Below are 14,023 nucleotides of genomic sequence, written 5' to 3'. Positions count from 1 at the left end.
TTAAGAACAAAACGTTAATAATCATAACGGACAAGCATCTGAATATGAAAAAATTATATTATTTTTAATATAAGGCATTGAAAAACACCTAACCTTATAAGGATTATGAAAAGAACAAGTATACTTATTATTCTCGGGCTTACTATGGGAAGCCTTCTTTCCTGTTCGGGAGGAAGTAAGGAGACCAAAGCTGAGGATTCGGAACCTAGTATTATAGATAAAGTATCCGAAACAGCAGGAGTAAAAAATTTATCTTCCTTGGAAGACAAAGTAAAGGATATGGAGAAGGTGATTGAGGAGCTGAAATCCCAAACTCCGGTATCCAATGAAGTGTTGAAAGCGGTACTGCCGGAAAGTTTAGGAGGATTGAAAAGGAAGGAATTTGCTGTCGGAGATGCTTCGGTTTTGAATATTAAATCGGCCAAAGCCAAATATGAAGATGTCGATGAAAGGAAGAAGCTGAAGTTAGAAATATTAGATGGCGCAGGAGAGACGGCAAGCGCTATGTTTTCTATGGTGTTTATGGCTTTGAAAATGGATCGTGAAAAGGAAACCGACACGGGCTTTGAAAAAGTAGTGGACTTCAAGGACGGAAGAGCTGTAATCAAGCAAAAGAAAGATGATAATAACGTAGAATCCGAAATAGAATGGCTTTTTAAAGACCGATTTATCATCAAATTGGAAGGTGATGGTTTTACCTATGAAGAATTGATGGGTATAGCCAACAATTTAAACCTTTCAAATCTTGGTAATAATTAAAATAAAGGACTTTGCTTTTGCAAAGTCCTTTATTTTAGGGCTGATTAAGCATTATTCAATGCTTCTCTTATTTTAGGAGCTATTTTTGTTCCATATATTTCTATGGATTTCATCATATCCTTATGGGCAGGACTTCCTACATCCATATGGGCGGCAAAACGTGTCAGACCGAAAGTTTCTTTGATTTTCAGGATTTTATCTACCATTTCTTCAGGGGCGCCCACGATTAGGTGTCCTAAGGAAGAGCGCCCAAAGTCGTATTGCGTATGTTGATAAGGAGGCCAGCCTCGGGAAGCACCTATTCTGTTCATCTGTGCAGCATAAATAGGATAATAACTATCGGCTATGCTTTGGCTGTCATCACCGAAGAAGGAATGCATATGAACACCTACCTGAAATTTGCTTATATCATGTCCGTAATCTTCATACGCTTGGCGGTACACTTCGAAAAGAGGTTTGAACTGTTCCCATGCTCCACCGATGATGGCAAACATCACGGGAAGACCTAATCTGCCGGCACGTATTACCGAAGAGGTGGTTCCCCCCACGGCTATCCATATTGGTAGGCCGTTTTCAGTAGCTCGAGGAAATATTTCCTGATTTATCAGCGACTTTCTGAACTTTCCGGTCCAGTTGATTACGGGATTGCTACGCAGCTTCAGTAACAAGTCCAGTTTCTCCTCAAAAAGTTCTGAATAGTCTTTTAAATCGTATCCAAAAACAGGAAAAGATTCTATAAAGGAACCTCTACCGGCCATAATTTCGGTACGACCACCAGATATCAAATCTACCGTAGCGAAGTCTTTATACAGCTTTACAGGATCTGCAGAGCTTATTACCGATACGGCCGATCCCAGTTTTATGTTTTTTGTTACGGTGGCTGCTGCTGCCAACACTATCTCAGGAGAGGCTACGGCATAATCTGCGCGATGATGCTCTCCTATGCCGAAAAAGTCCAAACCCACTTCATCCATGAGTTTGATTTCTTCAATGATTTCCTGTAATCTTTGTTGAGCAGATTGGATTTTTCCGGTTGTAGGATCAACCCTCAAATCTCCAAACATGCTTATTCCTAATTCAAACATAATCTTGTTTTCCTTTCTGTAACAAAGTTAAAGCCCTGAAGTTCGTTAATTATTAATATAGATTAAGAAAAAAGTATACTTCTTAGAAAAAAGAAAAGCCTTAGCACGAAAATGCTAAGGCTAAAAAATAATCTGGAATATGAAAACTTACTTGAGCAGTTCTTCCAGTTTTTTGTGCAGCTCTTCGCCGCGTAAGTTTTTGGCTATAATTTTACCCGAAGGGTCTATGAGGAAATTCTGAGGGATGGCGGTCACCCCATATAGAAGCGCGGCTTCGTTGTTCCAGAATTTCAAGTCGGATACATTGGTCCATTGGTCTAAACCATCATCTTTGATGGCTTTTATCCAAGCTTGTCTTTGTGATTCACGATCTAACGACACACCGAATACGGTAAATCCTTTGTCTTTGAATTTGTTGTAAGCGCTTACCACATGAGGATTTTCTTTACGACAAGGGCCGCACCAGCTAGCCCAGAAGTCTAGCAGTACGTATTTGCCACGTGTAGAAGAAAGCGCCACCAGCTTGCCGTCAGGAGTATGTTGTGCAAAGTCGGGAGCTATGCTGCCTATACTGATGGCCAGCTGTCCTTGAATACGTTTGTAGAAAGCCATCCCTTCCGATGAATTTTGTTGTTCCGCAGGAAGTTTCTTATATAGCTCCAAAACTTTGATCATGTCTTCTTTGGAGTTTCCGGCGTAGCGCTGCAAAGCATAAAACAACATCGGTGAATCGGGATTTTCATCGATATATTTCAAGAACACATTTTTCTGCTCTTTCTGCGTGTTGAGCACCTGTTCGTGAATCTGTTTTTTCTCTTCGGCAGAAATGCTTTTGTCTTGTACCTTGCGGTATAAGGACATCATCTGCTCGTTGTATGGTGCTGTCAACGCATTTAATTTCTCGTATTCAAAATGGCTTTTAGATCCTTCGACCTTCATGTTGGAGAAAGTGCCATCACTCACCAACTTAATTTTTCCTGGTTCTATATATACGGCTGCCGTATTCGAGGGATTGCTGATACCGGCACCCGGTCTTCCCGGCACACTTTTGAATACGATGATACGTGCTAGCACATTAGGTTCTTCCAAATTAAATTCAAAGCGATATTTACCTTTCTCTAATTTGGCACTATCGATAAATTGCTTTCCATCAAACTTATAGAAAAGGTAGAGCTTATCGTAATCTCCTTGAATATTTTTGAATTCTCCCTGAATAGACACCTTCTTTCCCTGCGCTAATCCCATCAACGGAAGAAAACTTAATAAAGTGGCAAATAATTTTATTTTTTTCATGATGATCTGTAGTTATTTTAATATTATAAATTCCATTTGTATCCCATATCAGTAATTCTACCGAAACCGGTATATTGTTTTTGTGAAGTTTTGTCTACCACCCCGTTTGTGATGTTAATCTTTAGATTATAGACTTTTCCTTCTTTTGTCGACTCATTGTATGTTGCTACGTAAATGTATTCATTTACACCTAGAGGAGTAAGTTTTACGGCACCTACGGCTGTGTGGTAGAACTTCAAAAATTTTACACAGGTGATTTTTTCTCCTGCTGGTGCCGTCCATACATTTTCTACTTCGTTGATTTGGTATCTAAAAGTATAGAGATTGTTTTCTGCGCCGTAAAGGATATAAGCACCTGTTGAGGAAGCTGCCATTGCTGAGATGTTGCTTACTTGCGGTAAAGTCGACATATTGTATTTTTTCTGGGCTATGGCATTGGCTACCGGAGAAGCAAAATTTGCTGTCAACAGATAAGTTTCGGAAGCATTTTTCATGATGAGGTACTCGTTTGCCAGAGGGGTGTTTGGAAAACCGTAGTCGCTGGCAACTAAATCTAGTCCCACGTTGTTCGGATCCCATTCTGCCGTAGGAAGTTGTTCCGGCAGTTCTGTTAGACGCATTGAATTGCTTACGGAGTATAAGAACTTTTTATTGGAGGCATCGTATACTACTGCGTCATAACTTTGCGCGATGAAGGTAGGAAGCCAGGACGCCAATTCTCCGTTATTTCCCAGCAATGAAGGACCAAAGTATACCGTACGGTCCAAAGCATTACCCAAGGTGAAGTTAGCTACATGTACTTCGTTGTTGTTGATGATGAGTTCTTTGCGGTTGTTGTTGGTGCTTAGAGCTTGGATATTTCTGATCGACGGAACGCTATAGAACAAGTTGTGAAACTGAAAGAGGGAAGCAAAGTCGGTATGGTTATAAGCTTGAAGGTCTTTTTGTGAAGCGACCAGTACCTCTCTACTGTTGAGTGGTGTTGCTGAATGCAAGAAGCTTATAGGCTTACCTTCTAGGGATTCCCCATTAGAAGATTTAATAAGATCCGTGAAGATGTTCGTCTTTGTTGCTCCTAGTTTGCTTCTCTCATCTATGATAAGTCCTACGTCCGTACGTCCTTCTTTTTCATACAATACGGCCCAGCCATCAGATATAGCTTCATTGACTTCTACGCTAAACTTTTGGTAGGCTTCTACCAGTGTTTGGTTGTTCTTAACACTTAGGACGAGATTCCATGTTCCTGCGGGTTTGCTTATAGGAGCACGAAGGATAAAGTTGTGCGACAGCGTATCCCTGCTATATACGGTTCCGCCCGTTACAGCCTGATAAATACTCCAAGTAAAAGAGTATTGACTTTTTATGCTTTCGAAATCCGTGATTTCTTGGTTATTAATAAAAAGTTTGGGTGCTATAGTGAGTGTATCATAGCGATCTAAGGAATAGGTCGCCTGTATCCCCAGATTAGAGGTATCTATCAGTACCTTATCCAATTCCGTATAGGTATAATTTCCTTTGTCTTTATAACAAGATTGAAGGGCGACAAAGCTTACCCATATCAAGGCTATATAGAGAGTTAATCTTTTCATTCGTTCAAAATTTGAAGGTTATGGGAATGTTACTTCAATGCCATTTTCATCTAAAAGCGGATGTCCGTTCTGTTCTTTATATTCCAGAAGGATCTTTTTACACATGTTAGCATAGTTTGTAGCTTCGGCAATACTCATCGCTTCCGTATCGTCGATGGTAGCAGCACGGTTTTGATAGATTCGGAATACGGTCTTGCCGCTAACTTGGATCAGCAAGGTGTGTTTTACGGTGCTGTATGTACCGAAATAGGTGCTGAGGCGCAGGTAATAAAGAACTTGCGTGTTCCAATGTTCTGGCATCACTAAGCCGTTTTGAAGCTTAATGTTGAGGGTGCTAAGTTCTTTTACCCCAGCTTTGAGCTCATTGGATTCTTTCAGGCGGAATCTTATCCTTCCCGGTGTTTCGGTAAACTCGCTAAAACCTTCCGGCTTGAAAAAGTAGATAGGGAAAGAACCTTGGTATTGCCCTGCTTTGATGGTGTATTTCCCAAATTCGTATTGTACTTTGTCGGTGTCGCCGTCCACAGCTTCCAGCTCAAAGTCTAGGTCTTTATCCAGCGGATAGCCCATCAGTCTGTAGTTGAACATTACCGAGTCTTTTCCGCTGAGAATATAAGCGAAGTTGTACGACGTACTATCGGAAGGCGCATTGGCATTGCCAAACCATAGATTTATTTCTTTAACGTTCGGATCAAAAAGAAAATCCTCATTCTTTTTACAGCCGGATAAAGCTATTATTGCGACTAAATATATGTATATCGATCTCATATTTTCTTATTTGTTAGGTTCACGATCAGCAAATTCGTATTCCGAGTCCGGTATAGGGAAAGTATAGTTTTTTGTGGCAACCATATTTTCCGAATAGTTTGGAATATGTTCTTGGTTGGTGCGTTTGAAGTAGTAAAACAGCTGTCCTTCAGCCAAGAATTCTTTTCGGAATTCGTTGGTCATCAGCGATCGGAAATCGGCATAGCTCGTTAATCCCGTGAGGCCGCGAGCTGTAAGCTCTTTATTCATATATTGCAATGGATCCGTGTTTTCGTGTTCGGCACATTCGGCGAGTATGAAGTACATCTCTGCCAGTTTTATGATAGGCATCTTTTGACGGTAATATTCGGGATAGCTGATAGAGTTGTTCGTCGCAGGCTCCGAGAACTTCAGCGTGTACTTTTGTGTGGCGTTGGCCTGTGTGCCGTCAGCCAGTAGATACATATATCTGTAGTCGTTGGTAAACTGCGCTCCGAAATAAGCTTCTGCGGTTGATGCGCCTAAAGAAAAGATAGGGCCGGAGCCACTCTGTGTAAGGTGAGTAATGGCATCCTGATGCAGAGTGTTAATCTGAAGGGCGAAAATGTGCTCAGGAGCTCCCGATAAATCTACCTTATCAGCAATGTTCTTTTGTGTGGAGAAAGTAAATTTGTTGCTGTTAACTACACTTAGGGCTGCCGCTTTGGCATTTTGGTAATCTCCTTTGTATAGATATACTCTAGCCATCAGCGCTTTGACGGCATAATAATTCAAGTGCAGTTGTCTGTTTATCAAATAGCCGCGGTCTTCAACTTCGGTTACTGTTCTGCCTGTAAAGATAGGGTCAACTTTGAGCAGCTCTTCCGCTTGTTGGAGATCCGTAATAATCTTGCCCAAAACTTCATCTACTGTATATTGCTTGGTCTGTTTGGAGGTGTATTGCTCGACGTAAGGAATAGCTTTTTGGTTAGGGTTTGTAATATAGTTAACTCCGAAACAGCGCAGCAAGTCAAAATGCGCAAAAGCACGCAAAGCCAAAGCTTCTCCTTTGATGATAGCTTTGTTGTCTCCGGTGAATACATTTTTGGAATCAATATTCTCCAAAATCATGTTGGCATTGGAGATAGCTTTGTACATATTGTTCCATATAGCGTCCACGCGAGCCTTAGTTAAAGATGATTGATAATTATATTCGCCATCATCTTTGTAAGTAGTGGAGTAGCTTGTCCATTCGTGGGACAAGACCCCCATCATACCGTAGGTAAGTTCTCTTCCATAGAGAGCTTTGTCAGTAAGGATAGTATAGACTCCGGCTAGCGCTTCTTTGAAACCGGCTTCCGTTTCGAAGAGCTCATCCACCTTTACCTGCGATTTAGGCTGCACGTCCAGCCATTTCTCACAACTGGTGTTGAGTAGAAGGCCTGCTGCTAATAGTATATATAGAAATTTATGCTTTATCATGATTAGAAGGTGGTTTGAAGGGTGAAAGAAAACGTTCTTGCAAATGGATAATCTGTTCCGCGTTCGGTCTTTACAGTCGATAGGACGAAAGCTCCAGACATGTAGAAACCTACTTTCAGGTTCTTAAGATGATATTTGGCTAGTTTTTTCCATTTGAAATCATAATAGGCATTGATAGAGGACAAGGTCAAATCCGACTTTTTCTGTAAGAAGCGAGAGGTAGGATTTGTCTTTGTCGGAGAGGCAGTAATCCTTTTGAAAACGGCCTGATCTCCGGGATTCAGCCAGGTGTGGTTCAACACGCGGGTATCCACATTATATGCTACATTTACATTTTCCACGCGGTTAATCAGCGTAGAATTGTAATAATCTTCTCCTAAAGTATAACGGAAGGATGTGCTCAACCCCCAGCCTTTGTATTCCATGTTAAATCCGAAGTTTCCGCGTAGCTTAGGATCGGTAACTCCTACGGCGATTTGGTCGTCAGCGCTCCAAACGTATGTTTGTGATCCATCTTTCTTCAGGAACACTTCTCTACCAGTGATAGGATCTATACCTAAGGAAGGTACTGCCCATATAGCGTTTACCGACTTGCCTTCTTCATACCGTATTTTCGGTAAATACAGTGTTTCAGATTGTCCCAGTTCGTCTTGCTCTTTGTTGATTTGTTTCAACGCATCAGAAATTGTCAAAAGCTTGTTTTTGTTGGTGGCAAAATTTCCGAAGAGAGCAAAATAAGACTGTGCTTGAGGCTTGTTGTAGACTACATAGTTAAGAGATCCTTCGAAGCCGCGGTTTTGCACCTTGCCAAGGTTTTCTTTATAGGAAGCAAAACCGGTAGAAGGAGGTAAAGAAAAGTCTATCAACAGATTGTTCGTGTTGCTAATATAGTAGTCGAAGCGACCGTTGATACGGTTGAACAGGCGGAAATCCGTACCCACATTATAATCGAATTTTTCCTGCCATTTAAGGTCGTTGTTGGCTAAAGCTTTCAGGAACGCACCTGCGATGTTGTCATATGTACTTTGTGTAAAGAAAGAGTAGGTTGCCATAGCTTGGTAAGGGCTGAAGTTCTGGCTACCTGTGGAACCCAAAGAAGCACGCAATTTCCATTGATTGATGGTTCTGTTGTTTTTCAAGAAACTTTCGTTGTGGATGTTCCAGCCCAAGCCGAAAGACCAGAAGTTACCCCATCGGTTGTTGGCTCCGAAGACAGAAGAGGCATTGGTCCTGTAGCTGAGGTCTGCCAAGTAGCGGTTGTCGTACGAGTAGTTAGCAAAAGATACTATACCCACTTCGTGGCGAATGCTTTCTGAGCCGGAAGGAACACCATTTTCTTCGTATTGTTTGGCAAAGGTGATAAAATCTACGCGGTTGTTGAGGAATCCCCATGCTGTCATGCCGTGAGTTTGTGAGTCGAAGGAAGCGAGGTTCCATCCGGCATTAAGTAAGAGTTGGTGCTTGCCAAACATCTTGGTGTAGTTGGCGATGACGTCTGTACTTAGCGAGGAACTTTCGCCATCGCTCATATAGTAGGAGCCACGTTTGAAATAGTTTTCTCCTGTCCAAGTGGCGAACTGTGTGTGGTCGCCAGGAAGGAAAATTTCAGCGTTGTTGCCATTATAGGTAAAGCCCACACGTGCAGTAAGCCTCAACGCCGAAGTAGCCTGCCATTCCGCATAGAAGTTCTCCGTGATTTCGTTGTATTTAGAGAAGTTTTTGGTGTTGAGAGTTGCATTATACAGCGGATTATAATAATAGAAAGGCGAGCTGCTAGGTGTGGCCGTATAGTTTCCTAGGATTTTTTTCATATTTCCATATTCATCATATGGAGAGAAATATGGGTTGAGAGAGGTGTATTCCGAGAAGGAACCATACGGTGAGTTGTTTGATTTGTTGAAATTGACACTTAAAATATTACGGAAGTTGAATTTTCCACTGCGATATGATAAGTTGACTGAGCCTCCAGTATTTTGACGGTTGGATCCTTTCATCACGCCGATATTATTGTTATAGGAGAAGTCTACCACATAGCGTAAGGAAGGAGAACCGCCTTCCAGCATTAAGGTATGTTTGTTGCCCAAGCCTACACGCAGTGGCTGCGAAAGCCAATAGGTGTCTACTCCGGATTCTATGTCAGCAAGGATGGCATTGTATTGTTCTCTCAGATGCTGTTGATAAACCGGCTGGGATGAGGTGTAGCGACCGGCATTGAGCTCCACCTGCAACTTTTCTCTGGCATTAGCTAGATGGTAAGAGGTCAAATCCGGCGCTTCGATGTTGAAATTGGCGTTGTAGGAGACACGCATAGCTCCTTCTGCAGGGACTATAGTCTCAATGATCACGACGCCGTTGGCGGCTTTCGAACCGTAGATAGCTTTTGCGGCAGCATCGCGCAAGATGGTGATAGATGCCACGCGGTTCATGTCGAGGTCGAAGATTTTCTGCAGATTCGCTTCGAAACCGTCAAGGATAAACAAAGGTTCGTTGGGGTTGCCCGAATATTCCCCGCGGATGTCGTCAAGACCCGTTTGTCCGCGAAGCTGTATTTCCGGCAAAGCATTAGGGTTTGATCCTAAGGATAGGTTTTCGGACAACACAAAAGAAGGGTCTAGATTTTGGAGACTTTGCAGCACGTTTTTGTTTCCTACACGTAATAGGTCTTCTTTAGAAAAAGTCGAGGCGCTGCCCGTGAAGCTTTCTTTCGAACGTCTGCTATAACCAGTAACCACCACTTCGTCGATTTTTTCATTTGCAGATAGTAGGATTACTACCAAAGGCAGCTTTGTCTTTTCGTTTACCACCACTTCTTTGGTGGCGTAGCCCACACTTTTGAACACTAAAGTTACATTGTCTTGCGTAGGAGAGATAATAAATTCTCCTTTGTCATTAGAGATAGTAGCTGTTTTTGCATCGCCCTTTACAGTTACCGACACATTAGGAATAGGAACCTTGTTTTCGTCCAGGACAATTCCTATAATTTTTGTCATTGCCTTTACCTGCGTCATAGGAACCTGACTGTAAAGACGTTCGGGAACCAAAAGGGAAGAGGATAGCAATGTTACGGCTAAAACACTTCCTCCAATTCTCGATTTGAATAGTTTGTTCATTCGTAATACTGTTTAGGTTTTTGTTTAGGTGATTATATGAGGACAATCTTTGTAGATTGATGACAGATTATAGGTTAATAAACAAGACAGAGTCTTTCAAATCATAAGTAAAAGCCATTTTTGTTTGCATGGTTTTCAATAAATCTGCGATATCGGTTTTTTCAAATCTTGCGGCATACAGATTTTTCTCTCCTCCTTCGGATACAGGCACTAGGACAATGTGATATTTGTCTTTTAGAAGGGTAGAAATTTCTTTAAACCGCTCCTCGTTCATATTCATGGTTAGTACAAGCTTATTCGAGTCTATCTGTGAACTCAATTCGCTTAGTAGCTTTTCGTTTATTTTTATATACTGGATTTTTGTTGCCTTTAGCGAAGCTACCTTTACACTATCATCTTTTGAAGGTTTATGGTCTTGGTTTTGAAGGTTAGGTTTACTGATAGTTTTTGTTTTGGCAATGACTTTCTTTTCTTCTTTTGGCAAAAAAAGTACTTCTCCCTTTTGAGGAGAAGTACTAGGTCCCGTTTCCGGGGTTAATGGTTTGGTAGATGTGTTTATTACATGTAAATGTTTTGAATCAATATGGTTGTTATTCAGTGTTTTATAGGAAAGTAAACCTGTAAAACCTAAAACTGCAACTACGGCAGCGACTTTAAGTAAGGTTTTTCTGAGCGAAAACACCGGCGTGGAAGTAACAGTTTCTGCTATATCGAAAGTGTCCCAGCGGTCTTGGATATACTGCTCAAATGGGGCTTGGTTATCTTTGTTTAAAATCCAATTTTCTACAAGCTCCTTCTCTTTTTCCGTACATTGATTGGAAAAATATCTATCCAACAGTTGTTTTTCCACGTTTTCTTTCTTTGCTATCTATACACTATACAATCGAAAGTGGATTTGCACCTAAGAAAAAAATGAAAAAAGACACAACAAGTTGAATCCCAAGTTTTTTAAAATCTTTTTAATGAGGGAAGAGGAGTTGTTGATATGATTTTCTACGGTACTTTTGGAAATGCCCAGCTCTTTGGCTATTTCATCGTTTTTAAGACCTTCCAGACGGCTCATCCGGAAAACGGTAGCCCTTTTTTCGGGAAGGCTTTCCAGAATTCTAAGTAGTATCATTTGCAATTCCTTGGAATTGTCCATTTCCGTTTCTTCTTCCGGAATAAGGTTGTTGAGGTACTTCTGTGCGATGATATTACGTTTCACCCTGTTGTAGATGTCATTTTTAGCCAGCGTCATGAGGAAGTTTTTTAACGGTTTTCCTTCTTCGATTTTCTCTTTGTTCTCCCATAGCTTGATAAAGGTGGTTTGAATGCTGTCTTCAATGTCGACATGAGGGAGGTTAAACTTTTCGAGAAAGCTCCATAACACAGGGGCGTAATATTCATAAATGAGGGCAAAAGCACTGCCATCCCCTTTTTTCAAAAGAGGAATCAGTTGGGCCTCATTTATTTTTTTCGCTGACATTTTTTGGTTTGGCTAGCTAAAATATAAAAAATTGGAAATTAGGTAAATAAAATTCAAAAATTATTAGTTTAATTTTTCATTTTTTGTAAAACGATATGTTTTGTATAGGGAATGAAGAGCGGGACTAATTGCTAAAATTTATGTATTTTGTATAAAAATTATAAACTTATGGACTTTATCAGAACCAAAATCGACGATCATATTTATCATCTTATGCTGGACCGAGGCAAGTCTAATGCCATGCACCTGGAGATGATTCAAGAAATAGCACAAGCCTTGGAGGAGGCTGCTCGAGACACTTCCGTGGAGGGATTGATTCTCAGTGGAAAAGAGAATTTTTTTACCTCAGGTCTGGATTTGATTACACTTTATCAATATGACGAAGCGCAAATGAGGGATTTTTGGAATGCGTTTATCGCTTTGGTGGCTCAGTTGGTGGCATTTCCTAAGCCCGTGGTGTCGGCGATTACAGGTCATAGTCCTGCTGGTGGCTGTGTATTGGCCTTATGTTCGGACTATCGCATTATGGCGGACGGCGATTTTATCATCGGTCTCAACGAAATACCGGTAGGGATTGTTGTTCCTTACAGCATTTTCCGTCTATACAGCTTTTGGATAGGGGAAGGAAAAGCTTATCAAAATCTGTTGGAAGGTAAGCTGTTCAAGCCTTTGGAGGCTCTGGAAATAGGATTGGTGGATGAAGTGGTGGCGTTCAACCGTATACAGAATGCTGCCGCAAAGAAAATCAAATCATTGACACAATATGAACAGCAGTCTTGGAGGTCTTCAAAGCTGAACCTCAGAAGTCAGCTTATCGAAGAGTTTTCTAAGGACCAGACGGAAGTGGTCAATCAAGTATTGGAACAATGGTGGCGTCCAACTACGCGATCCATCATGAAGACAATAATCGATAATCTTACCCATAAAAAGAATTAACATGGTACAGGGAGCGTTAAAGGAAAATGCCCTTAAGGGAAAAACCGTCGTGGTGACGGGAGGAGGAACAGGCTTGGGCAAGGCTATGGCGACTTACTTTTCGGAGTTAGGAGCAAACATTGTCATTACAAGCAGGAAACTGGAGGTTCTGAAAAACACGGCCAAAGAAATCGAGGAGAAGACCCATAATTCGGTATTGGCCGTAAGCTGTGATGTTCGGAACATTGAAGAGGTGGAACGGCTGTATGCCGAAAGTGTAGATAATTTTGGTGCTGTGGATGTATTGGTCAACAATGCCGCCGGAAATTTCATTTCTCCGACAGAGCGGCTGTCGGCCAATGCTTTTTCTACGATCATTGACATTGTGCTGAAGGGGACGGTCAACTGTTCTTTGACGTTCGGCAAAAAATGGATCGAAAAAAAGCTGCCGGCCAACATTTTGAATATCATAACGACTTATGCTTTCACGGGTTCAGGGTATGTCGTACCGTCTGCAGTAGCAAAGGGGGGAGTTTTGACCCTGACGCGCTCACTGGCCGCCGAATGGGGGAAGTATGGCATTCGCAGCAACGCTATCGCGCCGGGACCTTTCCCGACAAAGGGGGCATGGGACAGACTGCTGCCGGGAGATCTAGCCGAAAAGTTTGATTTTAAAAATAGAGTTCCTTTAAAACGTGTGGGAGAACATCAGGAATTAGCAAATTTGGCCGCATTTTTGGTGTCGGATTTTGCAACATATATCAATGGGGAAATCATTACCATCGACGGAGGAGAATGGTTGCAAGGTGCCGGTCAGATGAACGGTATGGAGGCTATTACCGCCGAAATGTGGGATCAGATAGAACGTACAATACGTCAAAACAATAGATAAAATGATAAAAAACTGGATAGTAGGACTTTCTATATTAAGTTTTGTACTTGGTGCGTGTAACCAGAAAGGAAATAAAAGTCAGGAGGAGAAAAAGGATTCTGTGACTGTGGTGTCACCTCAAACGGTAGAAGAGCAAAATGAGCTTTCGGATGTCATTACCCGTTTTGTAAGAGCTTATGCTAGCAAGGACAATGCAAAAGCTAATGCGTTGATACATCCTGACCTAGGTATTTATATCATCTACAGACCAGGAGCTGCCGACACTTTCGTTCGCCTTGATAGCCTTGATTTTTCGAGGCCTGTGCCCGAAGTGTTTGATTATCCAGACATAACTTATGATTATGTGTTGACCTATGAGAAGCTTCCTACTTTCGACTGTGGAACAGAAAAATGGGATAAGACAGGCTTTTTCTGCGATACCACATCACATCCTAACCAGCTATCCAATATTGCGGCTTTTGAAGATGAATTTGATGAAGATAAATTTTCGGAGGAAGACCTTGTGATATTGGAAAAAGGAGAGCAAGAAAGCTATCGTGTGATATTGACAACCACAGAGCCGCTAATCTTTCATGTGAGAAAATACCAAGGTAAATGGTACGTCACAACATTGGATCGAGCCTATGCAGGGTGCGATGCATAAAATTTTCGTTCTATAAATCGGAGAAATCTATTTTTATTGTTTAGTTTGTATCGAAAAAGAA

General features: G+C 41.5%; 12 protein-coding genes. 4 read left to right on the top strand and 8 right to left on the bottom strand.

Annotation, left to right across the window (positions count from 1 at the left end; genetic code table 11):
- Positions 1 to 105: 105 nt before the first annotated feature.
- Positions 106 to 759 (top strand): hypothetical protein, encoded by a 654-nt coding sequence (locus ABD873_RS13480; protein WP_345069153.1) that lies wholly within the window; start codon positions 106 to 108, stop codon positions 757 to 759.
- A 44-nt stretch (positions 760 to 803) separates the two neighbouring features.
- Here ABD873_RS13480 and ABD873_RS13475 read toward each other — a convergent pair whose 3' ends face one another.
- The 8 genes from ABD873_RS13475 to ABD873_RS13440 form a co-directional block, all read right to left on the bottom strand.
- Positions 804 to 1,844 carry an Atu2307/SP_0267 family LLM class monooxygenase gene (locus ABD873_RS13475; RefSeq protein WP_345069151.1) on the bottom strand — a complete coding sequence of 347 codons (1,041 nt, stop codon included), beginning with the start codon at positions 1,842 to 1,844 and terminating at the stop codon, positions 804 to 806.
- Between the two features lie 147 nt (positions 1,845 to 1,991).
- A complete protein-coding gene (locus ABD873_RS13470) occupies positions 1,992 to 3,137 on the bottom strand; it encodes a redoxin domain-containing protein (protein ID WP_345069149.1) in 1,146 nt (381 codons plus the stop codon).
- A gap of 23 nt (positions 3,138 to 3,160) precedes the next feature.
- Positions 3,161 to 4,726 carry a PKD-like family lipoprotein gene (locus ABD873_RS13465; RefSeq protein ID WP_345069147.1) on the bottom strand — a complete coding sequence of 522 codons (1,566 nt, stop codon included), beginning with the start codon at positions 4,724 to 4,726 and terminating at the stop codon, positions 3,161 to 3,163.
- 18 nt (positions 4,727 to 4,744) lie between these two features.
- On the bottom strand, positions 4,745 to 5,494 hold the full coding sequence (locus tag ABD873_RS13460; RefSeq protein WP_345069145.1) for a DUF4843 domain-containing protein: 750 nt from the start codon (positions 5,492 to 5,494) through the stop codon (positions 4,745 to 4,747).
- Between the two features lie 6 nt (positions 5,495 to 5,500).
- A complete protein-coding gene (locus ABD873_RS13455) occupies positions 5,501 to 6,934 on the bottom strand; it encodes a RagB/SusD family nutrient uptake outer membrane protein (protein WP_345069143.1) in 1,434 nt (477 codons plus the stop codon).
- Positions 6,935 to 6,936: 2 nt separating this feature from the next.
- Positions 6,937 to 10,044, bottom strand: a complete 3,108-nt coding sequence (locus tag ABD873_RS13450) for a SusC/RagA family TonB-linked outer membrane protein (protein ID WP_345069141.1) — start codon at positions 10,042 to 10,044, stop codon at positions 6,937 to 6,939.
- Positions 10,045 to 10,111: 67 nt separating this feature from the next.
- A complete protein-coding gene (locus ABD873_RS13445) occupies positions 10,112 to 10,894 on the bottom strand; it encodes a hypothetical protein (RefSeq protein WP_345069139.1) in 783 nt (260 codons plus the stop codon).
- A gap of 51 nt (positions 10,895 to 10,945) precedes the next feature.
- A complete protein-coding gene (locus tag ABD873_RS13440; protein ID WP_345069137.1) occupies positions 10,946 to 11,512 on the bottom strand; it encodes a sigma-70 family RNA polymerase sigma factor in 567 nt (188 codons plus the stop codon).
- Positions 11,513 to 11,680: 168 nt separating this feature from the next.
- Between ABD873_RS13440 and ABD873_RS13435 the strand changes: the two genes are divergently transcribed.
- From ABD873_RS13435 to ABD873_RS13425, 3 genes are read left to right on the top strand one after another with little or no spacing between them, the layout of a single operon-like run.
- The gene (locus ABD873_RS13435; RefSeq protein ID WP_039053911.1) at positions 11,681 to 12,448 is read left to right on the top strand and encodes an enoyl-CoA hydratase/isomerase family protein; all 768 of its coding nucleotides are present in this window, start codon (positions 11,681 to 11,683) and stop codon (positions 12,446 to 12,448) included.
- 1 nt (position 12,449) lies between these two features.
- Positions 12,450 to 13,319: an SDR family oxidoreductase gene (locus ABD873_RS13430; RefSeq protein WP_345069135.1), complete on the top strand. Its 870-nt coding sequence runs from the start codon at positions 12,450 to 12,452 to the stop codon at positions 13,317 to 13,319.
- 1 nt (position 13,320) lies between these two features.
- The gene (locus ABD873_RS13425) at positions 13,321 to 13,962 is read left to right on the top strand and encodes a hypothetical protein (protein ID WP_345069133.1); all 642 of its coding nucleotides are present in this window, start codon (positions 13,321 to 13,323) and stop codon (positions 13,960 to 13,962) included.
- The last annotated feature ends 61 nt before the right edge of the window (positions 13,963 to 14,023 follow it).

This window comes from Sphingobacterium thermophilum (genome assembly GCF_039541675.1).
GTDB lineage: Bacteria > Bacteroidota > Bacteroidia > Sphingobacteriales > Sphingobacteriaceae > Sphingobacterium > Sphingobacterium thermophilum.
The sequence above is the reverse complement of the archived record's forward strand: the minus strand, read 5'-3'. Positions and strand labels throughout refer to the sequence as shown.

Bases quoted from the DNA above. Each gene is read 5' to 3' on its own strand.
- ABD873_RS13480 (WP_345069153.1), top strand. From the start codon at position 106: ATGAAAAGAACAAGTATACTTATTATTCTCGGGCTTACTATGGGAAGC.
- ABD873_RS13475 (WP_345069151.1), bottom strand. From the start codon at position 1,844: ATGTTTGAATTAGGAATAAGCATGTTTGGAGATTTGAGGGTTGATCCT.
- ABD873_RS13470 (WP_345069149.1), bottom strand. From the start codon at position 3,137: ATGAAAAAAATAAAATTATTTGCCACTTTATTAAGTTTTCTTCCGTTG.
- ABD873_RS13465 (WP_345069147.1), bottom strand. From the start codon at position 4,726: ATGAAAAGATTAACTCTCTATATAGCCTTGATATGGGTAAGCTTTGTC.
- ABD873_RS13460 (WP_345069145.1), bottom strand. From the start codon at position 5,494: ATGAGATCGATATACATATATTTAGTCGCAATAATAGCTTTATCCGGC.
- ABD873_RS13455 (WP_345069143.1), bottom strand. From the start codon at position 6,934: ATGATAAAGCATAAATTTCTATATATACTATTAGCAGCAGGCCTTCTA.
- ABD873_RS13450 (WP_345069141.1), bottom strand. From the start codon at position 10,044: ATGAACAAACTATTCAAATCGAGAATTGGAGGAAGTGTTTTAGCCGTA.
- ABD873_RS13440 (WP_345069137.1), bottom strand. From the start codon at position 11,512: ATGTCAGCGAAAAAAATAAATGAGGCCCAACTGATTCCTCTTTTGAAA.
- ABD873_RS13435 (WP_039053911.1), top strand. From the start codon at position 11,681: ATGGACTTTATCAGAACCAAAATCGACGATCATATTTATCATCTTATG.
- ABD873_RS13430 (WP_345069135.1), top strand. From the start codon at position 12,450: ATGGTACAGGGAGCGTTAAAGGAAAATGCCCTTAAGGGAAAAACCGTC.
- ABD873_RS13425 (WP_345069133.1), top strand. From the start codon at position 13,321: ATGATAAAAAACTGGATAGTAGGACTTTCTATATTAAGTTTTGTACTT.